The 26367-nt window shown below is 72.5% G+C and carries 31 protein-coding genes and 1 pseudogene; 17 read left to right on the top strand and 15 right to left on the bottom strand.

The features are described from left to right. Positions 1-51: 51 nt before the first annotated feature. The 4 genes from ACWEK3_RS15880 to ACWEK3_RS15865 all read right to left on the bottom strand — a co-directional run bounded on the left by ACWEK3_RS15880 (position 52) and on the right by ACWEK3_RS15865 (position 3193). The gene (locus tag ACWEK3_RS15880; protein WP_453249899.1) at positions 52-1020 is read right to left on the bottom strand and encodes an aldo/keto reductase; all 969 of its coding nucleotides are present in this window, start codon (positions 1018-1020) and stop codon (positions 52-54) included. 33 nt (positions 1021-1053) lie between these two features. Next, positions 1054-1635 carry a flavoprotein gene (locus ACWEK3_RS15875; RefSeq protein WP_450538656.1) on the bottom strand — a complete coding sequence of 194 codons (582 nt, stop codon included), beginning with the start codon at positions 1633-1635 and terminating at the stop codon, positions 1054-1056. Positions 1636-1777: 142 nt separating this feature from the next. Beyond that, positions 1778-1975 (bottom strand): ferredoxin, encoded by a 198-nt coding sequence (locus tag ACWEK3_RS15870; RefSeq protein ID WP_361424750.1) that lies wholly within the window; start codon positions 1973-1975, stop codon positions 1778-1780. Positions 1976-1987: 12 nt separating this feature from the next. After that, positions 1988-3193 (bottom strand): cytochrome P450, encoded by a 1206-nt coding sequence (locus tag ACWEK3_RS15865; RefSeq protein WP_450538556.1) that lies wholly within the window; start codon positions 3191-3193, stop codon positions 1988-1990. Between the two features lie 279 nt (positions 3194-3472). On the opposite strand from ACWEK3_RS15865, the gene ACWEK3_RS15860 reads away from it, so the two are divergent. The 4 genes from ACWEK3_RS15860 to ACWEK3_RS15845 all read left to right on the top strand — a co-directional run bounded on the left by ACWEK3_RS15860 (position 3473) and on the right by ACWEK3_RS15845 (position 6285). Next, positions 3473-4105 carry a LysE family transporter gene (locus ACWEK3_RS15860; RefSeq protein WP_453249898.1) on the top strand — a complete coding sequence of 211 codons (633 nt, stop codon included), beginning with the start codon at positions 3473-3475 and terminating at the stop codon, positions 4103-4105. A gap of 153 nt (positions 4106-4258) precedes the next feature. After that, positions 4259-4708, top strand: a complete 450-nt coding sequence (locus ACWEK3_RS15855) for a nitroreductase family deazaflavin-dependent oxidoreductase (RefSeq protein ID WP_450538552.1) — start codon at positions 4259-4261, stop codon at positions 4706-4708. 192 nt (positions 4709-4900) lie between these two features. Then, positions 4901-5920 (top strand): glutathione S-transferase family protein, encoded by a 1020-nt coding sequence (locus ACWEK3_RS15850; RefSeq protein ID WP_453249897.1) that lies wholly within the window; start codon positions 4901-4903, stop codon positions 5918-5920. 65 nt (positions 5921-5985) lie between these two features. Further along, positions 5986-6285 carry a DUF4235 domain-containing protein gene (locus ACWEK3_RS15845; protein WP_453249896.1) on the top strand — a complete coding sequence of 100 codons (300 nt, stop codon included), beginning with the start codon at positions 5986-5988 and terminating at the stop codon, positions 6283-6285. Between the two features lie 95 nt (positions 6286-6380). Here ACWEK3_RS15845 and ACWEK3_RS15840 read toward each other — a convergent pair whose 3' ends face one another. Continuing rightward, positions 6381-6773 (bottom strand): VOC family protein, encoded by a 393-nt coding sequence (locus ACWEK3_RS15840; protein ID WP_450538546.1) that lies wholly within the window; start codon positions 6771-6773, stop codon positions 6381-6383. Between the two features lie 204 nt (positions 6774-6977). Between ACWEK3_RS15840 and ACWEK3_RS15835 the strand changes: the two genes are divergently transcribed. Continuing rightward, positions 6978-7928 carry an NADP-dependent oxidoreductase gene (locus ACWEK3_RS15835; protein ID WP_453249911.1) on the top strand — a complete coding sequence of 317 codons (951 nt, stop codon included), beginning with the start codon at positions 6978-6980 and terminating at the stop codon, positions 7926-7928. A gap of 39 nt (positions 7929-7967) precedes the next feature. Here ACWEK3_RS15835 and ACWEK3_RS15830 read toward each other — a convergent pair whose 3' ends face one another. Together ACWEK3_RS15830 and ACWEK3_RS15825 are read right to left on the bottom strand one after the other, a co-directional pair. Continuing rightward, entirely contained in the window at positions 7968-8351 is a 384-nt protein-coding gene (locus ACWEK3_RS15830; RefSeq protein ID WP_361424767.1) for an anti-sigma factor antagonist, read from the bottom strand. Positions 8352-8516: 165 nt separating this feature from the next. Beyond that, on the bottom strand, positions 8517-9485 hold the full coding sequence (locus tag ACWEK3_RS15825; RefSeq protein ID WP_450538544.1) for a ribose-phosphate diphosphokinase: 969 nt from the start codon (positions 9483-9485) through the stop codon (positions 8517-8519). Between the two features lie 190 nt (positions 9486-9675). On the opposite strand from ACWEK3_RS15825, the gene ACWEK3_RS15820 reads away from it, so the two are divergent. Beyond that, positions 9676-10338, top strand: coding sequence for a DUF4230 domain-containing protein (locus ACWEK3_RS15820; RefSeq protein ID WP_450538543.1), 663 nt, complete (start codon positions 9676-9678; stop codon positions 10336-10338). Between the two features lie 38 nt (positions 10339-10376). Here ACWEK3_RS15820 and ACWEK3_RS15815 read toward each other — a convergent pair. Continuing rightward, positions 10377-10442: pseudogene (locus ACWEK3_RS15815) on the bottom strand (DUF6980 family protein); the annotation flags it as partial. Between the two features lie 74 nt (positions 10443-10516). Here ACWEK3_RS15815 and ACWEK3_RS15810 point away from each other — a divergent pair. The 3 genes from ACWEK3_RS15810 (at position 10517) to ACWEK3_RS15800 (ending at position 12984) form a co-directional block, all read left to right on the top strand. Next, positions 10517-10951: a pentapeptide repeat-containing protein gene (locus ACWEK3_RS15810; RefSeq protein WP_450538541.1), complete on the top strand. Its 435-nt coding sequence runs from the start codon at positions 10517-10519 to the stop codon at positions 10949-10951. 99 nt (positions 10952-11050) lie between these two features. Further along, positions 11051-11599 (top strand): VanZ family protein, encoded by a 549-nt coding sequence (locus ACWEK3_RS15805; RefSeq protein ID WP_450538539.1) that lies wholly within the window; start codon positions 11051-11053, stop codon positions 11597-11599. A gap of 128 nt (positions 11600-11727) precedes the next feature. Further along, positions 11728-12984, top strand: a complete 1257-nt coding sequence (locus ACWEK3_RS15800) for a ricin-type beta-trefoil lectin domain protein (protein WP_450538537.1) — start codon at positions 11728-11730, stop codon at positions 12982-12984. Positions 12985-13199: 215 nt separating this feature from the next. Here ACWEK3_RS15800 and ACWEK3_RS15795 read toward each other — a convergent pair whose 3' ends face one another. Next, entirely contained in the window at positions 13200-13433 is a 234-nt protein-coding gene (locus tag ACWEK3_RS15795; protein ID WP_365422781.1) for a hypothetical protein, read from the bottom strand. A 110-nt stretch (positions 13434-13543) separates the two neighbouring features. Between ACWEK3_RS15795 and ACWEK3_RS15790 the strand changes: the two genes are divergently transcribed. Together ACWEK3_RS15790 and ACWEK3_RS15785 are read left to right on the top strand one after the other, a co-directional pair. After that, the gene (locus ACWEK3_RS15790; protein WP_453249895.1) at positions 13544-14563 is read left to right on the top strand and encodes a PHP domain-containing protein; all 1020 of its coding nucleotides are present in this window, start codon (positions 13544-13546) and stop codon (positions 14561-14563) included. Positions 14564-14702: 139 nt separating this feature from the next. Beyond that, positions 14703-15731 (top strand): SDR family oxidoreductase, encoded by a 1029-nt coding sequence (locus ACWEK3_RS15785; protein ID WP_453249894.1) that lies wholly within the window; start codon positions 14703-14705, stop codon positions 15729-15731. A gap of 77 nt (positions 15732-15808) precedes the next feature. Here the strand turns inward: ACWEK3_RS15785 and ACWEK3_RS15780 are convergent, their stop codons facing one another. From ACWEK3_RS15780 to ACWEK3_RS15770, 3 genes are read right to left on the bottom strand one after another with little or no spacing between them, the layout of a single operon-like run. Next, a complete protein-coding gene (locus ACWEK3_RS15780) occupies positions 15809-16552 on the bottom strand; it encodes a DUF6624 domain-containing protein (RefSeq protein ID WP_450538532.1) in 744 nt (247 codons plus the stop codon). A 20-nt stretch (positions 16553-16572) separates the two neighbouring features. Then, positions 16573-17079: an ATP-binding protein gene (locus ACWEK3_RS15775; protein WP_450538530.1), complete on the bottom strand. Its 507-nt coding sequence runs from the start codon at positions 17077-17079 to the stop codon at positions 16573-16575. After that, on the bottom strand, positions 17076-17258 hold the full coding sequence (locus ACWEK3_RS15770) for a hypothetical protein (protein WP_453249893.1): 183 nt from the start codon (positions 17256-17258) through the stop codon (positions 17076-17078). Before ACWEK3_RS15770 ends, ACWEK3_RS15775 begins: the two co-directional genes overlap by 4 nt. 231 nt (positions 17259-17489) lie before the next feature. On the opposite strand from ACWEK3_RS15770, the gene ACWEK3_RS15765 reads away from it, so the two are divergent. From ACWEK3_RS15765 to ACWEK3_RS15755, 3 genes are all read left to right on the top strand, one after another. Continuing rightward, positions 17490-18311, top strand: coding sequence for a helix-turn-helix domain-containing protein (locus ACWEK3_RS15765; RefSeq protein WP_450538653.1), 822 nt, complete (start codon positions 17490-17492; stop codon positions 18309-18311). Positions 18312-18314: 3 nt separating this feature from the next. Continuing rightward, positions 18315-18560, top strand: a complete 246-nt coding sequence (locus tag ACWEK3_RS15760) for a DUF397 domain-containing protein (protein WP_376545297.1) — start codon at positions 18315-18317, stop codon at positions 18558-18560. 202 nt (positions 18561-18762) lie between these two features. After that, complete coding sequence (locus tag ACWEK3_RS15755) at positions 18763-19572, top strand: SAM-dependent methyltransferase (protein WP_384082913.1); 810 nt, start codon at positions 18763-18765, stop codon at positions 19570-19572. Positions 19573-19606: 34 nt separating this feature from the next. Here the strand turns inward: ACWEK3_RS15755 and ACWEK3_RS15750 are convergent, their stop codons facing one another. The 3 genes from ACWEK3_RS15750 to ACWEK3_RS15740 form a co-directional block, all read right to left on the bottom strand. Beyond that, positions 19607-20818 (bottom strand): cysteine desulfurase-like protein, encoded by a 1212-nt coding sequence (locus ACWEK3_RS15750; RefSeq protein ID WP_450541934.1) that lies wholly within the window; start codon positions 20816-20818, stop codon positions 19607-19609. A gap of 75 nt (positions 20819-20893) precedes the next feature. Further along, positions 20894-22180 (bottom strand): ROK family protein, encoded by a 1287-nt coding sequence (locus ACWEK3_RS15745; RefSeq protein ID WP_450541933.1) that lies wholly within the window; start codon positions 22178-22180, stop codon positions 20894-20896. A gap of 91 nt (positions 22181-22271) precedes the next feature. Then, positions 22272-23282: a phosphotransferase family protein gene (locus ACWEK3_RS15740; RefSeq protein WP_450541931.1), complete on the bottom strand. Its 1011-nt coding sequence runs from the start codon at positions 23280-23282 to the stop codon at positions 22272-22274. Positions 23283-23365: 83 nt separating this feature from the next. Here ACWEK3_RS15740 and ACWEK3_RS15735 point away from each other — a divergent pair, with 83 nt between their 5' ends. The 3 genes from ACWEK3_RS15735 to ACWEK3_RS15725 are packed head-to-tail and all read left to right on the top strand — an operon-like array spanning position 23366 to position 26255. Further along, the gene (locus tag ACWEK3_RS15735; RefSeq protein WP_453249892.1) at positions 23366-23860 is read left to right on the top strand and encodes an FBP domain-containing protein; all 495 of its coding nucleotides are present in this window, start codon (positions 23366-23368) and stop codon (positions 23858-23860) included. Between the two features lie 53 nt (positions 23861-23913). After that, the gene (locus tag ACWEK3_RS15730) at positions 23914-25221 is read left to right on the top strand and encodes an FUSC family protein (RefSeq protein ID WP_450541927.1); all 1308 of its coding nucleotides are present in this window, start codon (positions 23914-23916) and stop codon (positions 25219-25221) included. Beyond that, entirely contained in the window at positions 25218-26255 is a 1038-nt protein-coding gene (locus ACWEK3_RS15725) for a hypothetical protein (RefSeq protein ID WP_450541926.1), read from the top strand. Before ACWEK3_RS15730 ends, ACWEK3_RS15725 begins: the two co-directional genes overlap by 4 nt. The last annotated feature ends 112 nt before the right edge of the window (positions 26256-26367 follow it).

Raw genomic sequence — 26367 nt, 5'->3', positions numbered from 1 at the left:
TCCCGTGGATGGAATGCGATTACTGCCCGATGGGCACGGCAATTGCCGCCCTCAGTGACCGCTGACGGCGTGCGGTCCGTACGGCCCTTCCAGTTCCTCGGCCTCCTTGTCGCTCAGCTCCAGTTCGACCGCGGCCACCGCGTCCCGCAGGTGCTCCGGCCTGGACGCGCCGACGATCGGCGCGGTGACCGTGTCCTGACGCAGCAGCCAGGCGAGGGCGACCTGGGCGCGCGGGACCCCGCGGTCCCCGGCGACGCGGGTGACGGCCTCGACGATGCCGCGGTCGCCCTCCGGGTAGAGCCGGCCGCCGAAGGCGTCGGTGGTGCTGCGCTCGGTGGTGGCGCCCCAGTCCCGGGTGAGGCGGCCGCGGGCCAGCGGGCTCCACGGGAGTACGCCGACGCCCTGGTCCGCGCAGAGGGGAAGCATCTCCCGCTCCTCCTCGCGGTAGAGCAGGTTGTAGTGGTTCTGCATGGAGACGAACCGGGTCCAGCCGTGCAGCAGGGCCGTGTACTGGGCCTTGGAGAACTGCCATGCGTACATCGAACTCGCCCCGATGTAGCGGACCTTGCCTGCCTTCACCAGGTCGTGCAGCGCCTCCATGGTCTCCTCGACCAACGTGTGCGGGTCCCAGCGGTGGATCTGGTACAGGTCGACGTAGTCGGTGCCCAGCCGGCGCAGGCTGTGGTCGATCTCCGTCATGATCGCCTTGCGGGACAGCCCGCCGCCGTTGGGTCCCGGCCGCATCCGGCCGTGCACCTTGGTGGCGAGCACGATGTCGTCGCGTCGGGCGAAGTCGCGCAGCGCGCGGCCGACGATCTCCTCACTGGTGCCGTCGGAGTAGACGTTGGCCGTGTCGAAGAAGGTGATCCCCGCCTCGAGCGCCTGCCGGATCAGCGGGCGTGACGCCTCCTCGTCGAGGGTCCACTCGTGCGTGCCGCGGCCGGGCACGCCGTAGGTCATGCAGCCCAGACAGATCCGCGACACCTCGAGACCCGTCGAACCGAGCTTCACGTACTGCATCGTTGGCGCTCCTGTCCATGGTGCGGTCGCCGGTCACGAGCCGGGGCGGCCCGCGGGCGTCCGCGTCGGAAACGTGTCCAGCAGGTCCAGTGCCCGTTCCCAGCCGAAGTCGGGCCGGCCGCCGTCCGGCGATGGTTCGCCGGAGAACGGCTCCCCGAAGCGGACGCCCATCCCGCGCAGGCGGGCGAGGCTCTCCCGGTAGGCGGGGTGGGCGGCGAGCGTGTCGGAGACGCACGGCAGGACCACGACCGGGACGCCCAGGCCGTACGTCTCGCACAGGGTGGCCAGGGCCAGGGTGTCGGCGGTCCCGGCGGCCCACTTGTTGAGCGTGTTGAAGGTGGCGGGCGCCACGACCACGGCGTCCGGCGGCGGGAACGGGCGCGGGTCGGCAGGCGTGCGCCAGGCCGACCGTATGGGGCGGCGGGTCAGCGCCTCGACCGCGGCGGTGTCGAAGAAGCCGCCCATGGCGACCGGGGTCGCGATGACACCGGCCTCCCAGCCCCGCTCCTGTGCGGCGGTGATCAGCTTGCTGACGCCCTCGGCAATGCCGGCGGCGCAGACGACGACGTAGAGGAAGGGTTTCCCGGAAGCTGTCCCGGGCTCCTTCCCGGGCATTGCCCCGGAGGGCTGCTGGGCCTGTTCACTCACCCGGGAACCCTAGTCAATCCTCCGCCGCCGGTGCCACGGGCGGGCGCCGACGGGCAGCCGGCCCGCCGGCCGCCGCGTCCCGCGGCGGCCGGCGGTCGGCGTGGCCCGCTTACTCGTCGTCGGACAACGTGATGGCGCCCACGGGGCAGGCCCGGGCGGCCTCCCTGACCATCGGGTCGCCGGCGCCGTCCTCCTTGCCGGGCAGCAGGGCACTGAAGCCGTCGTCGTCCTGGGTGAACACACCCGGCGCGGTCAGGGCGCACTGTCCGGCGCCGATGCAGCGGTCCTTGTCGATCTCGATGTGCATGACGGCAGCCTCTTACCAGCTGACGGGGAGTTCCAGCATCCCCTGGATGGTGTCGCCAGGTTTGAAGGGGATCTCCTCCGGCGGGGCGGCGAGCCGGAGCCCCGGCAGCCGTTCGAGAAGCGAGCGCAGGGCGATCTCCAGCTCGGTTCGGGCGAGGTTCTGGCCGAGGCACTGGTGGATGCCGAAGCCGAAGGCGACGTGGTGGCGGGCCGAACGGTGGAAGTCGAGGGTGTCGGGCGCCGGGTAGACCTCCTCGTCGCGGTTGATCACGGAGGTGGAGAAGACCACGCCGTCCCCGGCCCTGATCGTGGTCCCGGCGATCTCGATGTCCTCGGTGGCCTGCCGCAGCAGCCCGTCCGCGATGGACAGCATCCTCATGAGTTCCTCGATCGCGTCCGGCAGCAGCGAGGGGTCGGCGCGCAGTTCGGTCAGCCGGTCGGGGTGCAGCAGGAGCGTGTAGGTGCCCAAGGAGATCATATTGGCGGTGGTCTCGTGGCCCGCGACCAGGAGGATCATCGCCAGCGCGGTCAGCTCCTCGCGGTCCAGCTCGCCCTCGCTCAGCCGCTGCTGGACGAGTTCGTCCAGCAGGCCCTCGCCGGGCTGCCGCCGCTTGTCGTCGATCAGCTCCTCCAGGTACGCCGCCAGCCGGTCCCGGGCGTCCTGCGTGTCCTCAGCCGTCGGTCCGCGCAGCAGCAGCCTCGACTGCTCCTCGAAGAACTCGTGGTCGACGTAGGGCACGCCGAGCAGGGCGCAGATCACCATGGACGGCACCGGCAGCGCGAAGGCGCGCACCAGGTCGACGGGCGGTCCCTGCGCGATCATCGCGTCCAGCAGTTCGTCGACGATCTTCTGGATGCGCGGCCTCAGCTCGGTGGCGCGCTTGAGGGTGAAGCTCGGGATCATCATCCGCCGCTGGGTACGGTGCTTGGGGTCGTCGACGCCCAGGAGCGCCGGCTTGCGGTCGCGGACCGCGGCGAAGCGGGGCGTGGTGGCCGGGAAGCCCGAGCGGGTGCGGTCCGTGGACAGCCGGGGGTCCACCAGCAGGTCACGGGCGACGGCGTGGCCGGTCACGAGCCAGGCCGGGCGGCCGTCGTAGAGCCGGATGCGGGCCAGCGGCCGGGCGGTGCGCAGCGGGTCGTACCCGGTGGGCGGGTGGTAGGGGCAGGCCCGGTCCTGGGGGAAGGAGACGGGCTCGGACAGTTCGGTCAGGTCTGTCATGGAAGACCTCGCAGACGAAGGATGCGTCGTGCCGATCTTCATTAGATGCCCGGGGCACCTAGGACACGACATCAAGTTCGGCCAGATCGGGGACCTGCGGGATCTGGCTGGGAACCACCCATTCCGCATCGTAATTCGGTTGCCGCCGAAACGGCGCGGGCTGCAGGATCCGGCCATGTCCACGACCGATGTGTTCCCGCCGCTGCCGTCCGCCGCCGATCTCTCCGCGCGGTCCCAGCAGCAGCCCGGCCGTCCCCGGAGGCCCGGTCCGCCGCGGTCGTGAGCGACGCGCTCGTCGCGGGCCTGCTCGCGGGCTACGGCATCGCCGTGCCCGTCGGCGCCGTCGCGACCTACCTCGTCACCCTGACCGCGCGTACGTCCCTGCGGACCGGTGTGTGCGCCGCGCTCGGCGTGGCGACGGCCGACGGCCTCTACGCCCTGCTCGCCACCCTCGGCGGCTCGGCCGTGGCCGCCGCGCTGCGGCCGGTCCTCGTGCCGCTGCGCTGGGCGTCGGCCCTGTTGCTCGCCGCGCTGGCCGTCCGGGGCGCGGTCGGCGCGGTGCGGCGGTACCGCGGGCACCGGCTCGCCACCCGGACCGCCCCACCGCCGCCGAGCCCGGCCCGTGCGTACCTGGCGCTGCTCGGGATCACCCTGCTCAACCCCACCACGCTGGTCTACTTCGCGGCGCTGGTGCTCGGCACCCGTGGCACACAGGCCGCGCCACCGCCCCAGCAGGCGGTGTTCGTACTGGCGGCCCTCGCCGCCTCCGCGAGCTGGCAACTCCTGCTCGCCAGCGGCGGCGCCCTGCTCGGCCGCACCCTGACGAGCCGCCGGGGACGCCTGGTGACAACCCTGGCGTCCAGCACCGTAATCACGGCACTGGCAGTACGCATGCTGCTGCCGCCGGGGTAAGCGGCCCGGCCACGGTACGCCCACAGGGACGCGCCCCGCCCGCGAGGGACGCGTCCCGCCCACAGGGCGGCGCGGTGGGGATGAATCGTGGGGGTGCGGATGTTGAATGGCGTTGCACCATCGGTCACGGGATGCGACGAGAGGACGGCCGGCATGGCTCTTGAGGGCGAGTACGAGCCCAGCCCGACGCAGTGGGTGCGGGAGCAGGTGGAGCTGTACGAGGGCTCCGGCGGCACCAAGGGGACCACGCTGCGGGACACGGGACTGCCCGTGATCCTGCTGACCACCGTGGGCGCTCGGAGCGGCAGGATCCGCAAGACACCGCTGATGCGCGTGGAGCACGAGGGGCAGTACGCCGTGGTGGCCTCCCAGGGCGGTGCGCCCAAGCACCCGTTCTGGTACTTCAACCTCAGGGCCGACCCCCGCGTCGAGCTCCAGGACGGTCCGGTCAAGCAGGACATGACGGCCCGTGAGGTCACCGGCGCGGAGAAGGCGCGGTGGTGGGAGCGGGCCGTGACCGCGTTCCCCCCGTACGCCGAGTACCAGGAGAAGACCTCGCGGGAGATCCCGGTCTTCGTGCTGGAACCGGCCGCCGGGAACTGAGCCGCGCGAGAAAATCCGGCCGGGAGGCATGAGCCCGCCCCGACCGGGCATGCGTCTGTCAGGCCCCGCCGCGCTCCCCCGTCGCGGCGGGGCCCTTTCGTGCCCGCTCCCCCGCCGCCGCGCCCCACGCCGTGCCGCCGGCGGATTTCGGGGAACGTGTTCACCAGGACATCCGTCGAGCAGGGAGGACACATGAGCGGCGGGGGCGAGGGCAACAGCGCCTACGGCCACAAGGCCTTCAAGCGCTCCAGGAGCCACTTCGCGGACCGGATCACCGCCGACGGGCGGGACGGCTGGCCGGTGGAGGCCGGGCGTTACCGGCTGGTGGTCAGCCGTGCCTGCCCGTGGGCGAGCAGGGCACTGGTCTCACGGCGGCTGCTGGGGCTGGAGGACGCCCTGTCGCTGGCCGTCGTGGATCCGATCCAGGACGACCGGAGCTGGCGTTTCACCCTCGACACCGACGGCCGGGATCCCGTGCTCGGGATCCGTTTCCTCAACGAGGCCTACGACCGGCGGGAGACCGGCTACCCCGGCGGAGTGAGCGTCCCCGCGGTCGTCGACGTGCCGAGCGGCGAACTGGTCACCAACGACTTCCAGCAGATCACACTCGACCTCGCCACCGAGTGGAGCGCGCTGCACCGGCCGGGCGCGCCGGATCTGTACCCGCGGGCGCGGCGCGACGAGATCGACACGGTGATGGCGGAGGTCTACGAGGACGTCAACAACGGCGTGTACCGGGCGGGCTTCGCCGCGAGCCAGGAGGAGTACGAGGCCGCCTGCGCGGGCGTGTTCCGACGGCTGGAGCTGCTGGCGTCCCGCCTGGCCGGACAGCGCTACCTCGTAGGCGACACGATCACCGAGGCGGACATCCGGCTGTTCACCACGCTGGTCCGGTTCGACGCCGTCTACCACGGCCACTTCAAGTGCAACCTGTGGAAGCTCGCCGAGAACCCCGTGCTGTGGGCGTACAGCCGGGACCTGTACCAGACTCCCGGTTTCGGGGACACGGTCGACTTCGACCACATCAAGCGGCACTACTACCAGGTGCACACGGGGATCAACCCGACCCGGATCGTGCCGCTCGGACCGGACCTTTCGGGCTGGCTGAGCCCGCATCACCGCGAGGAACTCGGCGGGCGCCCCTTCGGCGACGGGACCCCTCCGGGTCCCGTACGGCCCGGCGAGGAGGTTCCGCAGCGAGGCCGGCCCTGACGGCCCCGGCCCCGTACCGGCAACTCCCGTACCGGCAACTCCCCGTACCGGCAGAGGAGACACCGATGGCCAAGAAGAAGCACAAGATCCCGCTCGCCTACCAGCCCGTCGGCTTCGTGCTGGGCTGGGTCGGCGGCACACTGGCGGGCTTGGCGTTCCGCGCGACGTGGAAGGCCATCCGCCACGAGGAGGAGGCTCCCGAGGCGCTCGACCATGACCGCCGCTGGGGCGAGATCCTGCTCGCCGCGGCCGTCCAGGGCGCCATCTTCGCCGTCGTGCGCAGCGCCGTCGACCGGGCGGGCGCCACCGCCGTCGAGCGCTCGCTCGGCGTCTGGCCCGCCAAGGCCAGGGACGGCCACGACTGACCCTCGCAGCCGTGGACCCCCGGTGACCGCACCCGCCGGGGGCCGTGACCGGCGCGGCGCCCGGCAGGGAGCCCGGGCACCGCCGCCCGCCTCGGTCAGCCCTGTTTGGGGCCGGCCTGGTGGACGCGGCGGAGGGTGAAGGTGTGGCCGGCCGGGTCGGAGCAACTGCGTTCCTCGTACGGGCCGGGGGCGTCCTTGGCCTCGACGGGGCGGCCGCCGAGTTCGACGACCCGGCGCTCGGCCGCGTCCAGGTCCTCCACCAGGAAGTCCAGGTGGACCTGGAGCGAGTTCTCCGGGCGCGGCCAGCTCGGCGGTGTCGCGTTCGCGTCGCGCCGGAAGGCGAGCCGCAGTCCGTCGGCGGCCCTGATCTCCACCAGGTTCGCGGTCGCGTCCGTCTCCCGCGCCTGGAGGAACTCCTTGTAGAACAGGGCGAGTTTCTCGGGCTCGGCGCAGTCGAGCACCACGACGCCCGCGTTGACCAGCGACATGTCTCCTCCGTAGGGTCCGGCGGCGGGACGAGGGTGCCCCGCTGCCCCTACCTCCCGGATATCCCGGCCCCGCGGATTCAGGCACGCGCCGCGGGCGAACTCCGGCCGAACTGGCCACCCGTCAGGTGCCCGCGGCACCAGCAGAGTCCGGACCGCGAGACTCGCCGCCGGATGAGCGGGCCGGCGCGGGCGGGCTCGTTCACGATGAACCGCATGGAGACGATGCGCGCGATCGGTCAGGACGTCCTCGGCGGTCCCGAGGTGCTGCGGGAAATCGAACTGGAGCGGCCCGTGCCCAGGCCCAACGAGGTGCTGGTGCGGGTGCGCGCCGCCGGGGTGAACCCCACGGACTGGAAACACCGGGCCAACGGCGGCTTCCTCGGTGAACCGCCGTTCGTCCTGGGCTGGGACGTCTCCGGGGTGGTCGAGGCGACGGGCATCGGAGCCTCCCTCTTCCGGCCCGGGGACGAGGTCTTCGGCATGCTGCCGTATCCGTTCGGCCACGGCTCGCACGCCGAGTACGTGACCGCTCCGGCCCGGGCCTTCGCGCCGAAGCCGGGCGGGATCGACCACACCGGAGCGGGCGCGCTGCCGCTGGTGTCGCTGACCGCGTGGCAGGCGCTGGTGGAGCGGGCGGATCTCCGAGCGGGGCAGCGGGTGCTGGTCCACGCGGCGGCCGGCGGGGTCGGTCATGTGGCCGTGCAGATCGCCAAGGCGCGCGGCGCGTACGTCTTCGGCACCGCCGGCGCGGGCAAGCACGAATTCCTGCGCGGCATCGGCGTGGACGAGCCGGTGGACTACCGCTCCACCGACTTCACCGAGGTCGTACGGGACGTCGACGTCGTGCTGGACACCATCGGCGGCGACACCTCGCTCCGTTCACTGCGGGTGCTGCGCCCGGGAGGGCTCCTGGTGTCGATCCTGCCGGTCGGCTCCGACGACCTCTACCAGGAGGCCGAGCGGCTCGGCGTCCGGGCGGTCCGGATGCTCGTCGACGCCGACCACCACGGCATGAAGGCGGTCGCGCAGCTCGTCGAACAGGGCAGGCTGCGCGCCACGATCGCCGGCACCTTCCCACTGGCCGAGGCCGCCAGGGCGCACGAGCTCGGCGAAACCGGCCGCACCACGGGCAAGCTGGTCCTGCTGATGGACTGACGCCCGGGGACCGGGCTCACCGTACGGCGATGCGCCCGCTCACACGGAGCCGGACGCGGCCCCGTGCTGTTCCAGCGCCGCCTCCAGCGTCGGCTGCGGGGGCAGCAGCCGGGACAGCCCGGTGACCTTCAGGATGCGCAGGGTCAGCGGGTGCGTGCACACCAGGTGCAGCTCTCCGCCGTGGTCGAGGGCCAGGCCGCGGGCCCGGTACAGCAGGCGCAGCCCTGAGCAGTCGAAGAAGTCCACCCGGCTCAGGTCGATCACGACCCGGGCCCCGGGCCGTGCGGTGGCCCGGTCGATGTGGGGAGCGATCTGTGCCTCCGCGGCGATGTCGATCTCGCCGCGGAACTCCAGCACGGTGTGCCCGCGGTCCCGATGGACGCGCAGATGCCGGGTGAACGGCGGCGCGGGATCCTGCTGCACGACGGCATTCCCCTCCAACCGGCTCCAAGTACGACGGGCTCGGAGATCACAGCATCCCCCGGCCTTCGGGGCCCAACACCCCTGCCTGCTCTGCAAGTTACCCTCGTAGGAGTGAATTCCAGCATGTTCGGTTGACATATGTCTCCGAATTGCAGCCGACTACGGCTACTCGGTGGTCGGCGCGTCGAACAGAGCGCTGACCGACTCGCCGTTGTGGATGCGGCGTACGGCCTCCGCGAGGGCCGGGGCGATGGACAGGATCCGCAGCTTGTCCTTGTGGGCCCGGTAGTCCTCGTCCCCCACCGGCACCGGCACGGTGTTGGTGCACACGATCTCCAGGACGTCGCTCTGCTCGGTCAGCCGTTTGAGGGCGCCCGCCGCGAACAGGCCGTGGGTGCAGGCGACACGGATGGAGCGGGGCCCCAACTCGCGCAGTCGGTCGAGCAGTTCGAGCACCGTGCTGCCCTTGGCGATCTCGTCGTCCAGCACGATGACGTCTCGCCCGGCCACATCACCGATGACGGAGCTGATGGTCACCCGGTCGTCGGCGTAGCGCTGCTTGGCCCCTGCGGCCACCCGGGCCCCGATCATCCGGGCGAACGCGGCCGCCTCCTTGGCGTTGCCCAGGTCCGGGGAGACCACGGTGGTGCGGGACAGGTCGTACTGCCGGAAGTGCTCGGCGAGTTCGCGCAGCGCGTGCAGATGGTCGACGGGCACCGAGAAGAAACCGTGCACCTGCGGGGCGTGCAGCGTCATCGCCAGGACGCGGCTCGCGCCCGCCGCGACCAGCAGATCGGCCACCAGCCGGCCGCCCAGCGAGATACGCGGCGCGTCCTTCTTGTCGGAGCGGGCGTAGGAGTAGTGGGGCATCACGACGGTGATCCGCCCGGCGGAGGCGCCGCGGGCCGCGTCGCACATCAGCAGCAGCTCCACGAGATGCTCCTGCACCGGCTTGACCAGCGGCTGGATGAGGAAGACGTCCCGCTCCCGGCAGTTCGCCCGGAGCTGCACCTCCAGGCAGTCGTTGGCGAACCGGCTGACCCGCGCCGGGCTGAGGGGCACACCCAGATGGGCGCAGACCTCCGCCGCCAGGTCGGGGTGGGCGCTGCCGCTGAACACCGCGATGTCTCGCACGATCCGCTCCTCGCTGATCATTTTCCGACTCCCGGCTCATGCTACTGATCGCCCGGTGACGGGCCGCGGTACGCAGCCGCCGGGGCGAGACGGGCCCCCGTGGGCCGTAACCATCTCAGGTCCGGCCAACTGCCCTGTCTGGCAATGGATTTGGCGGGCATTCTCAGGAGGGAGGAAGGAGAACCGTGGGATGACGACTCCCCCCGAGCGAGCCACTCGGCGCATGCCCGGCTTGGCGAAGGCGGTGAGTGCCGTCGTGGTGGTGCTCGCGCTGCTGTTCGCCGGTGTCGCGCTGGCCGTACTGCCCGGCATCAAGGACCTGTTCGGCACCGAGACGCACGACCGCTCGGGCCCCGCGCTCTTGAAGTCGATCCAGGACCTGAGCCGTTACGACGCCGCCTCCGGCAACTTCCAGGTCGTCGTGGACCTGGAGAAGGACAGCAAATACCTGCCCGACGCGATCCGCGGCACCCGCACCCTGTACGTCGGGGCAGGCACCGTGGACGCCTACGTGGACCTCGGCCGGCTCGGCGACCAGGACGTGACGGTCGACGGCGACCGCACCTCGGCCACGCTGCGGCTGCCGCACGCACGGCTCGGCCGCCCGGCCCTGGACGCGGACCACTCCTACGCCGTCTCCAAGCAGCGCGGTCTGCTCGACCGCCTGGGCGACCTGTTCTCCGACAACCCCAACAGCGAGCAGGCCGTACAGCGGCTCGCGGTCAAGCACATCGCCGACGCGGCGAAGGACAGCGGCCTGACGGCCCGGGCCGAGACCAACACCATCCGCATGCTCGAAGGCCTGCTCAAGTCCCTCGGCTTCAAGGAGGTACACGTCACGTACGGGCCCTGAGCAGCCGGCTCCACCCGGCGCGTGCGCAGGACGTTCCGTCACTCCCGCGGCGACTCCGGGAGACGTCGTCCGCACCAGGGACAGAAGTCGATGGTGATGCTCGATGTGCGTCCACGGTCGCGGCGGGCCGTGGGAAATCCGCGGGCTCCCGCCGGGGGCGGCTGGCAGGCTGGCGTCCATGACCAAGTCCCTGAACGCGAGGCGTCGACTCGCCACGCTCCCGCGCTGCACGGCTCTGAACGGGGAGGACTTCACCGGCCAGGATCTGGACTCTGCTCGCCCCTCGGAGTTGCGCTTCACGCGATGCTCGTTCGCGGGAGCCGATCTGCGGCAGGCCACCCTGGACGGCTGCTCGTTCACGTTCTGCGATCTGAGCGGTGCGGACCTGCGCGGGGCGTCACTTCGCGGAGTGTCGCTTTCCGGCTACGATCTCCGCGATGCCGACCTCCGCGACGCGGACCTCACCGACGCCACGTTCGGCTCGGTGAACTGTGGCAGACCACCGCACGGCCTCACCAATGTCACCGGAGTCCGCCTCGAGGGAGCGACCCTGCGCGACGTCCAACTGGACGGCGTCACCGGATGGCCGGCCGAGGCCGACCTCATGGCGTAGAACCGCGCCCAGGCCGGGCAGGGCAGGGCAGGGCATCCTCGGCGGGTTCGCGGGTAACCGGCCTGCAAGGCAGAGGAGTTGGCGATCGAAAGGACCGGCATGGCCCGTGTGGCGATCAGTCCGCGTACCGTTTTCCGCCGGCGCAAGGGCCGGTCCGGGACCGCCGAGCGGCGGGCCGGAGGTGCCCGCCGGCCACTGGCCTGGCCGCTGCGGCTGCTGGCGATGCTGTGCGCCTTCGCCTTCATGGTGGCGTTCGCGGTCGTCCTGGCGCAGCTGACGCTGGAGCCGTCGCCCGCGTCGGCGTCCATCGCGCACAGCAATCTGCGTCCGGGAAGCTCGCTTCGGGCCTATCTGGAGGGGGCGGGGACACAGGATGCGGTCAAGCAGATCGGCGGAAACGTGCTGCTCGGTGTGCCGTTCGGCGTGCTGGTGCCGGTCGTCGCGCCGGGGGCCCGCGGAGCCCTGCGGGTGCTGCTGCTGACCGCGACGGTGATGCTGCTGGTGGAGTTCGCGCAGGGCGCCCTGATCACCGGGCGGGCCTTCGACATCGACGACGTCGTCCTCAACACCACCGGCGCGCTGCTGGGTTACCTGCTCCTGGGCCGGAGGATGGGCCGGGCCGTACACGCGCGCAAGCGACGTGAGTGATGGCCGGAATTGGTCCGTACCACATATTGACGGCCTCTTATCTCACTCCTTGAATCAAGGGCGACACATTCACCCCCCCCACAACGGTCGGCGGCCCGGGCCCGGACCGCCGCACGGAAGGGAGAGCCGTGGCCCGTCCACGCCTGCTCCGCAGATGCCTGTTCGCCGCCCTGTCCGCCGTCCTGGTCGGCTCCGCCGCCGTCGTCCCGGCGCGGGCCGACTCCCCGAGGGCGGCCACCCCCACGGCGGCCACCCCGAAGGCGGCCGCCTCCGTCACGTTCTCCGACAACTTCGACGGCCCCGCCGGCGCGGCAGTCGACTCCTCCAAGTGGCAGATCGAGACCGGCGACAACGTCAACAACCACGAACGGCAGTACTACACGTCGGGCAACAAGAACGCGGCGCTTGACGGCCAGGGCCATCTGGTGATCACCGCCCGGCGCGAGAACCCCTCCAACTACCAGTGCTGGTACGGCACCTGCCAGTACACCTCGGCCCGCCTGAACACCTCCGGGAAGTTCACCGCGCAGTACGGGCACGTCGAGGCCCGGATGAAGGTCCCGCGGGGGCAGGGCATGTGGCCCGCGTTCTGGATGCTCGGGACGCCGGTCAACTGGCCCGACTCCGGCGAGATCGACATCATGGAGAACGTCGGATTCGAGCCGTCCACCGTCCACGGCACCATCCACGGCCCCGGCTACTCCGGCTCGGGCGGCATCGGCGCGGGCTACACACTGCCGAACGGACAGGCCTTCGCGGACGCCTTCCACACCTTCGCCGTCGACTGGGCGCCGGACTCGATCACCTGGTCCGTGGACGGCAACGTCTACCAGCGGCGCACGCCGGCCGACCTGGGCGGCAGAACGTGGGTGTTCAACAAGCCGTTCTTCCTGATCCTGAACCTGGCCGTGGGCGGCTACTGGCCGGGCGACCCGGACGGCTCCACCTCCTTCCCGCAGCAGCTCGTGGTCGACTCGGTCTCGGTGACCACGAGCGACACGTCCGTCGGCGGCGCGATCCGCGGGCTGGCCGGCAAGTGCGTGGACGTGGCCGGGGCGAACTCCGCCAACGGCACCCCGGTACAGCTCTACGACTGCAACGGCACCGCGGCCCAGCAGTGGACGGTCGCCTCGGACGGCACCCTGCGCGCGCTCGGCAAGTGCCTGGACGTCACGGACCGCGGCACCGCGGACGGCTCCACCGTCCAGTTGTGGGACTGCGGCGGCGGCGCGAACCAGAAGTGGGTCGTCTCCTCGGCACACGACATCGTCAACCCGCAGGCGAACAAGTGTCTGGACGTCACCGGAAACAACTCCGCCAACGGCACCCGGCTCCAGATCTGGACCTGCACGGGCGGCGCCAACCAGAAGTGGACGGTGGGCTGAGCCCGTGGACCGGTGCTGACGGCTAGTGCCGCGGCAGGTGACGTTTGCCCGTCAAGGAGCGGCGTCCGGTGCGTGCTCTGGGGGTCCCCCCTGCTCGAAGAGCTTGGGGGAGTGCCGGCCGGAAGTCCTCGTACTGGACGTACTTGGGCTTTCGGCCGGTGCGGCGAGACGGCGTGCCGGGCGTCGCGACGGGGCGAACCTTGCCTGTCGGGGCACTAGTGCACGGTCCAGGTGAACTTGTCGCCGCCGACCCAGCGGATCACGTCCGGATCGTCGAGGTCGTGGATGCTGATACCGAAGGCGGCGGCGGCTTCCAGGACGTCGATGACGGTCTTCGCCTCGCCGATCACCTCACCGTCGATCTCCACGATACGGAAGGGCGGACTGCCCGGCTGCACGGCGAGCACCAGGATCCGCGGCCGGGAGATGTGCAGGGCAGCTTCGGTCATACCTTCAAGGGTAAAACGCCGCCCGCGGCGACGGGCTTCCGTTGGACACACCGGAGTGCCGTGTGGTGCGGTCCCGGTGGCGCCGGGGAACCCTGGGGGTGGAGGTGGCGATGGACCCTGTCGAGGCACTGGACCGGATCGCCTTCCTGCTGGAGCGGTCCCTGGCGCCGACCTACCGGGTGCGCGCCTTCCGCACCGCCGCCCGGGTGCTGTCCGGGCTGCCCGAGCGCGAGGTGGCCGAGCGCGCCACGGCCGGGACGCTCCAGTCGCTCAAGGGCGTCGGTCCGAAGACCGCCCAGGTGGTGCGGGAGGCACTGGCCGGGCAGGTGCCCGGCTATCTGCGGAACCTGGAGGACGAGGCGGACGAACCGCTTGTCGCGGGCGGCGAACGGCTGCGGGAGCTGCTGCGCGGCGACTGCCATCTGCACTCCGACTGGTCCGACGGCGGTAGCCCGATCGAGGAGATGGGCCGGACCGCGGCGCGCCTCGGGCACGAGTGGGCGGTGCTCACGGACCACTCGCCGCGGCTGACGGTGGCCCGCGGGCTGTCCGCCGAGCGGCTGCGCGAGCAGCTGGAGGTGGTCGCGGAGCTGAACCGGGCATGGGCGCCGTTCCGGCTGCTGACCGGCATCGAGTGCGACATCCTCGACGACGGCTCACTCGACCAGGAGCCGGAGCTGCTGGAACGGCTGGACGTCGTGGTGGTGTCGGTGCACTCCAAACTGCGGATGGACGCCCGGTCGATGACCCGCCGCATGGTGGCCGCCGTACGCGATCCGCACTCCGACGTCCTCGGCCACTGCACCGGACGGCTGCTGACCGGGCGGGGTCGGCCGGAGTCGGAGTTCGACGCGGACGCGGTGTTCGCCGCGTGCGCCGAGACCGGCACGGCCGTGGAGATCAACAGCCGCCCGGAGCGGCTGGACCCGCCGCGGCGGCTGCTGCGCCGGGCCGTCGAGGCCGGCGTGCTGTTCTCCATCGACACCGACGCCCACGCGCCAGGCCAGCTGGACTGGCAGATCCACGGGTGTGCGCGGGCCGAGGAGTGCGGGGTGCCCCCGGAGCGCGTGGTGACCACGTGGACCGGGGAGCAGCTGCTGGGCTGGACCCGCGAGCGCCGGACGCCGTGAGGCGTGCCGCCCGCGCACCACTCGGCGCTCGCCCGTGCGGCGCCCGGCCATGCGGTCCACGCCCGCGCGTCCGCGTCGGCCGGCCGGGACCGGGTACTCGGTGGACCGCACTGTCAGCCGCCGCCGAGAGGAGCCGAGGGTGAGCAGCGCTTCGGGCAGCCGGGTCGTCGTCACGGGCGCCACCGGCAATGTCGGCACGAGTGTCGTACGCCTCCTCTCCGAGGATCCGGAGATCGGGTCCATACGGGGACTGGCCCGCCGGATCCCGCAGTGGTCGCCGCCGAAGACGCAGTGGTCGGCGGTGGACGTGTCCTTCGAGCAGTCCGGACTGGCCGGGGAGTTCGCGGGCGCCGACGCCGTGATCCATCTGGCCTGGGCCTTCCAGCCCACGCACGATCCGGCGGCCACCTGGCGCACCAACGTGCTGGGAAGCATCCGGGTCTTCGACGCGGCGGCCGCCGCACGGGTGCCGGTCCTGGTGCACGCCTCGTCGGTCGGCGCGTACTCACCGGGGCCGAAGGACCACGCGGTGGACGAGTCGTGGCCGACCCACGGCTGGCCGGACGCCGCGTACTGCCGGGAGAAGGCGTATCTGGAACGGGCCCTGGACACCTTCGAGCGGGACCATCCGGACGTGCGGGTGGTCCGGATGCGCCCGGCCTTCCTGTTCAAGCGGGAGTCGGCGAGCGAGCAGCGCCGGATCTTCGGCGGCCGGTTCCTGCCGGGGCAGCTGGCCCGGCCCGAGCTGATGCCGTTCCTGCCGGACGTCCCGGGCCTGCGGGTACAGGCGCTGCACACGGACGACGCCGCCCGGGCCTACCGGCTGGCGCTCGCGCACGAGGTGCGGGGAGCGTTCAATCTGGCCGCCGAGCCGCCACTCGACGCGCAGGTGCTGGGCGAGCTGCTCGGCTCCCGGCCCGTACGGCTGCCGCGCACCGCCGCCCGCTCGGCGATCGCCGCCGCGTGGGGGCTGCGCCTGCTGCCCGCCTCCCCCCAGCTGTTCGACGCGGTCCTCCACCTCCCCCTGATGGACTGCACCCGGGCCCACACCGAACTGGGCTGGCGCCCGGAGCGTACGGCGACGGAGGTCCTCCAGGAGTTCCTCCAGGGGTTGCAGCGGGGCGAGGGCGAGGACACGGAGCCGCTGCGGGGCCGCAAGGCCGGGTGAGCCAGGGCCGCGCCGGGGCCTGCGCTCGGCAACTGCAAGGGTCTCCCGAGGGGAGCCGGGCCACGGCCCCGGAAGTGTCAGCCGTGCGCCCGCAGCGCCCGCATCTGTTCCTCCAGCGGACCGAGTCCGACGTCCCGGCGGCGCTCGTCAAGGGTCTGCGGGCGGCGCACGGGGTACGGGCGCAACGTCACGGGGTTGATCCGCGTCCCGTAGAACTGCGGCTCGCCCAGTTCCACGGCGCAGTGGTCGGCGATGTAGGCCAGGTGCACCGCGGGACAGCGGCCGTCCGCCGTGGCCTGGGCGATCAGATCCCGGCACCGCATCCGGAAGCCCAGGTCCGGGGCGTGCAGCAGGATCATCAGGGCGGCCGTCGAGGCGGCCCCGCCGACGGCCTCGACGGTCGGCCAGCCGTGCAGGCGCACGATCACCGCGAGCGCCTCGGCGTTGTCCCGGCGGCGCCGGGCCACATTCCGTCGCCGCTCCGCCGTGGGCGCGGCCCCCGCCTCCCGCGTCGACTCCCGGTCCGCGTCGGCCCTGCGCACCAGCTCGGCCGCCACCAGGGAGGCGGCCTCCCCGGACAGCGGCACCGCGTCCTGCCCTACGACCGTCGGCACCGCGTCCCGCCCCACCAGCGGCACCGCATCCCGCCCAGTTGTCGGCACCGCGTCCCGCCCCACCGCCGGCACCGCATCCCGCCCGGCCAGCGGTACCGCCGCCTCGGTCGGTCCCGTCACCGGTGTGCCCGGGACCGCGCGGGCGGGCAGGACCGCGGGGCTCCCGTCCGAGGCGTCCGGTCCGCGGGATGTCGTGGGCGTGCCCACGGGATGGTCCTGGGAGGCCGTCATGGTGCCGTGCCCCCGCGGCGGCGCAGCGTGAACCACACTCTCTTGCCGGGGCGGCCGGGTTCGGGCGGCGCCATGCCCCAGTCGTCCGCCAGCGCGGCCACGATGGCAAGTCCGCGTCCCGACTCCGCGTCCGCGTCCGCCGGCCTCGGTCGCGGCAGCACCGGCGAGGAGTCCGCCACCGTCACGCGGAGGATGTGCGCGCTCCACTCGACGGTCACGGTGACCATGTCGTCCGGGTCGGTGCGCGCGTGCTTGACCGCGTTGGCGAACAGTTCGTCCGCAGCGAGCACCGCGCCGTCGCGCTGATCGGCCGACAGCGGCAGCCGGGCGAACTGCTCGGCGACCAGTCGCCGTACGGCCGCCGCCCAGGAGGGGTCGGCGGGCACGGTGGAGCGGACACGGAAGGGTTCGTCCGCGGCGGCCCCGGCAGGGCCGGCCGGACGGTGCCCGGTGACCGCCGGTGCGGGCGGCGGCCCGGGGCGCCAAGCGCTGGATGCCGTCATCGGTCCTCCTTCGGACGCAGCGGCGCGGCGCCCTGCGTCAGGACGGCCGCCCTCGTCCGCGTACGGGCGGGGCCGGGGTCCGGGCTCCTCGACTGTCCGTCGGTCACGATGGCCATCCAGGTCTCGCGTCGCAGTCCCGTGCGGGCCGGGTTTCGGGTCTGGCGGAACGTCAGTTTCATTGCAGAAAAGCGCAGTTGGCCGGCGTGACGGCCCACTGCGCGACAGCTCCCCCCGTCACTATGGTCTCGGACACACTCGGCCCGCAACCTGCGTTCTGATAATTTCAGAACGTTCGCGAACACCCTGCCTGCGTCCTCGACGCCGTGTCACACTGCACGCGAAGACGGCCGTTCGGGAGGTAGGACGTGAGGGAGAACCGCTCAGGCGGGAGCGCGCCCACCGTCCTGCGGATGGTCCTCGGCAAGCGTCTGCGGCACCTGCGGGAGCAGGCCGGAGTCTCCTTCGAGGACGCGGCACGGGCCATCGAGGTCACGCCGTTGACGGTCCGCCGGATAGAGAAGGCCGAGGTCGGCCTGCGCATCCCGTACGTCAAGGAGCTGTTGCGCACCTACGGCGTCCCCGCGGCGGAGATCGAGGACTTCGCCACCCTGGCCCGGGAGGCCAACCGGCCCGGCTGGTGGTACAAGTACCGCGACGTGCTGCCGGAGTGGTTCAAGGCGTACGTGAGCCTGGAGAGCGAGGCCAGCGTCATCCGCCTCTACGAACCCCATTACGTGCCCGGCCTGTTGCAGACCCGCGACTACGCGACCGCGCTCATGCGGGTCGGCTTCCCCAACGAGTCGAAGGAGGAGATCGCCCGTCGCGTGGCCCTGCGCCTGAGACGCCAGGACCTGCTCGCCAAGCCGGACGGCCCGGCCATGTGGGCCATCGTGGACGAGACGGTGCTGCGCCGTCCCGTCGGCGGCCCCGAGGTGATGCGGGCCCAACTGGACCGGCTCGTCGAGGTGCTCCGGATGCCGAAGGTCAGCATCCAGGTCATGCCCTACAGGGTGGGGGCCCACCCGGGCGCCTTCGGCCCCTTCCACCACTTCCGCTTCGGCTTCTCCGAACTGCCCGACGTCGTCTACACCGAGAACCTCGCGGGTTCGGTGTACTACGACCGGCCGGAGGACGTCGTGACCTATCTCGAAGTTCTGGACCGGATGTCCGTGCAGGCGGAACCGGTCGCACGGACCAGGGACATCCTGGGCGAACTGCGTAAGGAGTTGTGATCCATGGCATCCAACGCTCCCATCCACAGCGGCATACCGGCCGCTGACCTGGGCACCGAGGGCTGGCACAAGCCCTGGAGCGGCACCAACGGCGGCTCCTGCGTCGAGGCCAAGCGCCTGCCCGACGGCACGGTCGCCCTCCGCCAGTCCACCGACCCCGAGGGGCCCGCGCTGCTCTACAGCCGGGACGAGATGATCGCGTTCCTCCGGGGCGTCAAGGCGGGCCAGGCGGACTTCCTGGTGGACTGAGCCGGAACCGGACACAAACCGGTCCGGAAGCGAACGGAACAGCCCCGGCCGGCCCCGCGACCCGCGGGACCGGCCGGGTCCGCGGCCGGGTCCGCGGCTCGGCCTCTCCTCGACATCATCCTGAACTCGAGCCATTCATAAGGATGTTGACGCTAAGTTGAATACAGACACCGACCGCGGTACGCACGGCAGGAGACCCCCCATGGCAGACGGCGAGCTCACCCCGGACCAGGACGCGCTGTCCAAGATCGACACCACGGTGCCGCACTCGGCCCGCATCTGGAACTACTGGATGGGCGGCAAGGACAACTACGAGGTCGACCGGATCGCGGGCGACGCCTACCGCGAGCACGCGCCGACCATCGCGACGATGGCCCGCGCATCCCGCCAGTACCTGGTCCGCGCGGTGACCTATGTGGCCGGCGACCTCGGCATCCGCCAGTTCCTCGACATCGGCACCGGACTGCCGACCTACGACAACACCCACCAGGTCGCCCAGCGCATCGCCCCCGAGTCGCGCATCGTCTACGTCGACAACGACCCGCTGGTGCTGCGCCACGCCCAGGCCCTGCTCACCAGCACCCCCGAGGGACTGACCGAGTACATCGACGCGGACCTGCACGACCCCGAGGCGATCATCGAGCGGGCGGGCAAGATCCTCGACTTCGACCAGCCGGTGGCCCTGATGCTGATGGGCATCCTCGGCCACGTCCAGGACTACGAGGAGGCGAAGTCGATCGTCCGCCGCCTCCAGGCCGCCCTGCCCTCCGGCAGCTGCTTCGTGCACTACGACAGCACCGACACCGACCAGGCGCTCAAGGAGGCCCAGCAGGGCTACGACGACACCGGCGCCGTCCCGTACGTGCTGCGCAGCCCGGAGCAGCTGGTCGCCTACTACGAGGGGCTCGAGCTGTTCGAGCCCGGCATCGTCTCCTGCCCGCTGTGGCGTCCCGAGCCGGGCGGCAGGCCCGAGCCCACGGACATCCACGGCGGCGTGGCCCGCAAGCCCTGACACCCGGGGCTGGACTCGCGGGCCGCGCCCCGGTCTACGGCGTCGTGCGGAGGAAGTCCGCCAGCGCCTCCAGGAGCCGGTCGACGTCCTCGTCGTCGTTGTACGGGGCCAGTCCGATCCGCAGCCCGCCGGTGTCGCCCAGGCCGAGCCGGCGGGAGGCCTCCAGGGCGTAGAACGCGCCCGACGGTGCCGCGACGGCGCGTTCGGCTAGGTGGCGGTAGGCGTCGACGGTGCTGCGGCCCTCGATGGTCAGCAGCAGGGTCGGGGTGCGCTCGGCCGCGCGCGAGTGCACGGTGATCCCCGGGAGGCGGGACAGCCCCTCCTCGATCCGGCGGCGCAGGGCGTCCTCGTGCCGTTCCAGCGAGCCGAAGGAGGCGAGGAGCCGTTCCCGCCGGGTGCCGCGCGCAGACGGATCCATCCCGGCGAGGAAGTCCACGGCGGCCCGGGTGCCGGCCAGCAGTTCGTAGGGCAGGGTGCCGAGTTCGAAGCGCTCGGGCACCGCGTCGGACGAAGGCAGCAGCTTGTCCGGGCGCAGCGTTTCCAGCAGGTCCGGGCGGCTCGCCACGACGCCGAGATGCGGGCCGAGGAACTTGTACGGGGAGCAGGCGAAGAAGTCCGCGCCCAGGGCGGCGAGGTCGACCGGGGCATGCGCGGTGTGGTGCACGCCGTCCACGTAGAGCAGGGCGCCGCGCTCGTGGGCCAGGGCGGCGATCGCGGGCAGGTCCGGGCGGGTGCCGATCAGGTTGGAGGCGGCGGTGACCGCGACCAGCCGGGTGCGGTCGGACAGCTGGTCCGCGACGTGCCGCGCGGTCAGTTCGCCGGTGGCCGGGTCGAAGTCGGCCCAGCGCACGACGGCTCCCACGGCCTCGGCGGCCTGGACCCAGGGCCGGATGTTGGCGTCGTGGTCGAGCCGGGTGACGACGACCTCGTCGCCGGGCGCCCACGTCCGGGCCAGCGTGCGCGAGAAGTCGTACGTCAACTGGGTCGCGCTGCGCCCGAAGACGACTCCGGACGGCTCCGCGCCCAGGAGGTCCGCCATGGCCTCGCGGGCGGTGACGACACAGTCCTCGGCGTTGCGCTCGCCCACCGTCGTCAGCCCCCGGTTGGACAGCGGACCGGCCAGCGCGTCGGCGACGGCGTCGATGACCTGCTGCGGTGTCTGACTGCCGCCCGGCCCGTCGAAATGAGCCCACCCGGCCTTCAGGGCGGGGAACTGCGCGCGGACACCGGCGATGTCATGCGTCACGGACGACTCCTTCGAACGCTCCTGGTGCGGGATGCGCCCCCATGATCCATCGCACCGCGCCCCGGCGACAGCCCCCTACGTCCTGCGTTCCTCCAGGGCCGTCTGCCAGGCGGGGACCGGGTCCTTGGGGGCCGGGTCGGCGCGGCGGCCGCCGCGGGTGAAGAAGTCGGCGAGGGGGAGGATCGCGGCACCGACGGTGACCGCGTCCGGGCCGAGTCTGCCCAGGTCGATGGTGACCCGCTCGGCGGGGTGGCGCAGGGAGTAGGCGGCCGCGTGGCGGCGTACCGCGGGCAGGAAGCGGGGGCCGAGCTGGAGGCCGGCCCAGCCGCCGATGAGGATGCGCTCGGGCTGGAAGAGGTTGATCAGGTCGGACAGGCCGGCGCCCAGGTATTCGGCGGTCTCCTCCAGCACGGCGAGCGCCACGGGGTCGGCGGCGGTGCCCTCGGGCGGGTAGGCGGCGGCCAGCAGGGCGGTCAGCGCGGTCTCCTCGTCGGTGTCCCGCGGCCGCCGGCCGCCCTCCTCGCGCCAGCGGGCCAGCAGGGACTCCGCGCCGGCGTAGGCCTCCAGGCAGCCCAGGGCGCCGCAGCGGCAGCGGCGCCCCCGTACGCGTACCGTCAGATGCCCCCACTCCACGGCCCGGCCGCGCTCGACCTCGGTGGTGACCAGGCAGGCGCCGACTCCGGAGCCGAAGAGCACCACGACCGCGTTGCCCGCGCCGCGGCCGGCGCCGAACCACATCTCGGCCTGGCCAAGCGTCTTGGCGCCGTTGTCGATGAAGTACGGGACGTCGTCCGGGAGCCGGGAGCCGGCGCGGAGCAGGGACTCCAGGGGTACCGCGTCCCAGCCGATGGTCTGCCCGTGCACGACGGCACCGCGGTCGGGGGTGGGCTCGACGATGCCGGGGACTCCGATCCCGACCCCGAGGAGGCGCTCCGGGGGCAGGCCGGCCACGGTCAGGACCTCGGCGATCCCGTCCCGGATGTGCCCGGTGATCACGTCGACGTCGTAGCCCTGTGACTCCAGCGGCCGTTCGGTGCGCGCCAGTTCGGTGAGGGTGAGGTCGAACAGCTCGACGCGCACCCGGGTCTCGCCGACGTCCACGCCGATCATGTGGCCGCTGCCCGGCGCGACGCGCAGCAGGGTGCGGGGGCGGCCGCCGTCGGAGTCGACGCTGCCGGCCTCCTCGACGAGGCCGTCGGCGACCAGGTCGGCGACGACGTTGCTGACCGAGCCGGAGCTCAGTCCGGTCGCGGGGCCGAGTTCGAAACGGCTGAGGGGGCCGTCGAAGTAGAGCCGTTGCAGTACGGCCGAGCGGTTGCCCCTTCTGAGATCGCGCACCGTGCGCCCGTTCCGCCCCGCCATGTGGCTCCCTCCCGAACCGTGCCCGAGCTGCAACATACCGCCGCGGGCCGTCTGGGCGCGACTTCCGCGATCCCTTAGTCCACGCAATAAATTAAGAGGTGACGGTAAGGCGGCCGATCTCCTCGAGCGCGGCGGACAGTTCGGGGGCGACATGGTCGCGCGTCCAGCGTTCGTGCTCCTGCCCCAGGGCGCGCGGAATCGTCTCGGTGAGCATGACCAGGTAAAGGTAGCTGCGGTACAGGGCGAGCCGCAGGCGGGCCGTCCGCCCGGACCCGGCCCGGCCGCCCGCCGCGCGGTAGCCCGCGAGGAACTCCCGGTCCTCGCGGATGTCCCCGAGCAGCGCGAGCGAGACGAAGTCGGCCGCCGGATCGCCCCAGAACATGCGCTCGCCGTCGATCAGGCCCCCGATGCGGACACCGCCCTCCGAGCGGTCGACCAGGACGTTGCCGGGCCACAGGTCGAAGTGGACCAGGCGGGGTACGGCGACCTCGTCCAGGGCGCCGTACGCGGCCGCGGCCGTGCGGGCGATCTCGTCGGCGGGCCGGGGCAGCCGGGCTCCGTAGCGGCGGGCGTCGTCGAGGACGGCGGCGTACATGGCCGTGAAGGCGGTGCGCCAGTCCGGGGCGAGCGGGCCGAGCGCGCCGGAGGGGTAGCCGAAGCCGGGGCCGGTCACCTGGTGCAGCCGGGCCACCTGGCCGCCCAGCCGGGTACGCAGGTCCGCCGCTTCGACGTCCGTCACCGACGCGTCCCACGGCTCGCCGGGGCAGGCCGTCATCAGCAGGTGGCGCCGGCCGGCCTCCTCGCCCACCGCGACCACGCGCGGCGCCGGCACTCCGGCCCGTCCGGCCCCGCGGCAGAACTCGGCCTCGCCCACGAGGAGGTCCTTCTCGTAGCGCAGACCGGGCGCGGTCGGGGCGGGCGGGACCTTCAGCACGTACCGGGTGCCATCGGCCAGGCACAGCTCCTCGACCGTGTTGTACGTGCCGCCGCCCAGCGCGCGGAGCCGGGCGAGCCGGCCGGGCGGGACACCCGCGGCCCGCGGAACGCGCCGGGCCCGCCCCCACGACCCCGTCGGCGGTGTGTCCGGGTCACCGAAATCCATTGGACCCCCCTTCCGGATCCTGCTTACCCTAGCCGCGAAACTAATCCCCTTAGGCAATTTCTCGCACCCTCCCGGAGACCCCCATGAGATCACTGTCCGAGCAGGACGTCCGCGACTCGTTCGTCAACTGCTCCAAGGGCGAGGCCAAGCGCCTGCCGCTGCCCCGCGACCTCGGTGACCGCCCCTGGGACGATCTGGACTTCCTGGGCTGGCGCGACCCGGGAGCGCCCGATCGCAGCTATCTGGTCACCGAGCGGGAGGGCCGGCCCATGGGCGTGACCCTGCGCTTCCCCGCCTCGCAGCGCGGGTTCCTGCACCGCAGCATGTGCTCGCTGTGCCTGACCACCCACCGCGGGGGCGGGGTCTCCCTGATGACCGCCCGCAAGGCCGGAGCGGCGGGCCGCGAGGGCAACTCGGTCGGCGTGTACATGTGCACCGACCTCGCCTGCTCCCTCTACGTGCGCGGAAAGAAGGTCCCGGACTCCGGCGCGCGCTTCGAGGAGAGCCTCACCCTGGAGCAGCAGATCGCCCGCACCACAACCAACCTGGCGGCCTTCCTCGACAAGCTGTATGCCTGACCGCACCGCCCGGTCACGTTCGACCCCTGTGCGATCGGGGAACAGCGCAAGGGATGCGGAAGGTACGTGACTGGACCTCGTCCCTGGTTCGGCTGGCCAAGCGGCGCCGGGACCCCGTGGTCGTACAGGCGCTGCGCTCCACGACCGCGGCGACGATCGCGTATGTGATCGCGTTGCGGCTGAGTCCCGAGCCCGCGCCGCTGACCGCGCCGCTGACGGCTCTGCTCGTCGTGCAGGTGACCCTCTACTCCACGCTGACCACCGGCATCCGCCGGGTGAACTCCGTGGTGGCCGGAGTGCTCGTGGCCATCGCTTTCTCCCTGCTGGTGGGGCTGACCTGGTGGAGTCTCGCACTGGTCATCCTGGCGGCGCTGGCGGTCGGGCACCTTGTGCGGGTGGACGAGTTCGTGCCCGAGGTGGCGATCAGCGCGATGCTGGTGCTCGGGGTCACCGCCGTGGGCAGTACCGCCTCGGCGCGGGTCGAGGAGACGCTGATCGGCGCGGTGGTCGGCCTCGGCTGCAACCTGCTGCTCGCTCCCCCGGTGTGGACCGAACAGGCCGGTGCGTCGATCGAGGGCCTGGCCCGCCGCGTGCGGCAGCTGATGCTGCGGCTGGGCGAGGAGGCGGCCGGGCATCCGCCCGTGGAGCGCGCCGCGGAGCGGCTGCACGAGGCGCGCCGCCTGGACCACGACATCTCCGAGGTGGACGCCGCCCTCCGGCAGGCCGAGGACAGCCTGCGGCTCAATCCGCGGGTGCGCGAGGGCCTGCTGCACCGGGTGGTGCTGCGCACGGGTCTTGACACGCTGGAGATCTGCACGGTCGTGCTGCGGGTACTGGCGCGCAGCTTCACCGACCTGACGAAGCGGCGGGCCCCCGAGCCGATGTTCTCGCCGCAGACCGGAGCCCTGGTGCAGGAGCTGCTGTGCGAGATCGCCGACGCGGTGGTCAGCTTCGCGGTGCTGGTCACCACGGACGTCAGCGTGAGCGCCGAGGAGGCCGAGTCCCGGCTGGCCGCCCAGCTGCGGCAGACCTCGGCCACCCGCGACAGGGTGGCGCGGCTGCTGCTGGAGGAGGCGCGGCGGGACACGGGCCAGTGGCAGCTGTACGGCGCGGTGCTCACCGAGGTCGACCGCATCATCGACGAGATGGACACCGAGCACCGCTCCCGCAGGCTCCTGGAGGAGCTGGACCGGTACACCCGCGCCCAGCGCGAGCGCGCCCCGCGGCTGACCCGGCTCGGGGACCGGCTGGGCGCCCCGGTCCGGCAGCGGCGGAACCACGAGAGCGTCGCGCGGCGTTCTGTGCGTGAGGGGCGCGGTCGTACGACGGCGCGGTCCTGTGAGGGAGGGGAGCAGGCATGACCGACTCGAAGGTACGGATCGACGGGAACACGCTGCGGCTGCCGGGCGGTGTGGCGGTGCGGTTCGTGCGCACCCTGCGGCTGCCGGAGAAGGGTACGCATCCGCTGCCACCGGGGCTGGGCGAGTTCCCGGTCCGGCGGGTGGCCGACTACGCGGACTCGGTGCCCGAGGAGTGGCGGGCGCGCGGCGGCGTGATGCTGCCGGTGTATCTGCGCGAGGCGATGTGGCTGAGCTTCGCGGGCACGACCGAGCCGGCCGCCCTCCAGGTCGGCGTGGGCAAGGTGTGCGCGGTGTCGGGCCGGCCCTGGAGCGACCGGCTGTCCCGCGACCCGCAGAACTACGTGGTGCTGCCACGCCAGCCATGGCTGGACGGCATCAACTCCGGCAAGGGCACCGTGCGCCAGTTCGTCGCCGTGCCGCTGGGGCTGGGAGCGAGCGTCGAGGGCCAGGTCACGGGCGAGGAGGTGTGGGGCGGCGTGCAGTTGCAGTCGTTCCCGCTGAACGATGACGAACTGGGCCGGTGGCGCGAGGAGGAGCGGCGGCGGCTGCGGCAGGAGACGGCCCTGTCGGCGCAGATCTGCGGTGCCGCGCCCATGGCGGCAGCGGCGGCGCCCGCGCCCGGCGCCGCGCCGGCCGCCCCGCGCCGGGCCGCGCCCGCGATGGGGCTCGGTGTCGGCGGCTCCATGCGCCAGGAGGTGTACCGGGACGACCGGCCGCCGGGTGCCTGGTCCGAGCGGCCCGCGGGGCGGGTGTTCGTGCACCTGGTGACGCCTCCGCAGTGGCGCCGCATCACCGGCGAGGCTCCCCCGCCGTCGCCCGTGGACCGCGCCGCGTACACGAGCGCCGGACTGCCCTGGTTCGACTACTACGACCAGGACGCCGAGGACCTCTCCCCCACCGATCCCCTGTCGGGGGTGCGGCCGGCCGGTGACTGGCTCGGTGACGACCACGAGCCGTGGCAGGAACCGTCGCCGCAGCAGGTACGCCCCCTGAAGGACGCTCCGGGCAAGCCGGTGGAGGACGGGGACTGGTAGACGCACCGGGCTGCCGCCTCACGAATCCGGGGCGCGTGGATGCAGGCGGTCCGCGCGTCCACCCGGACCCGGCCGACCGTCGTGGCCCCGCACCGAACGCCGGGCTCCGGCC

It is taken from the genome of Streptomyces sp. NPDC004721, assembly GCF_053601495.1.
This window is presented reverse-complemented; position numbering and strand designations above follow the sequence as displayed.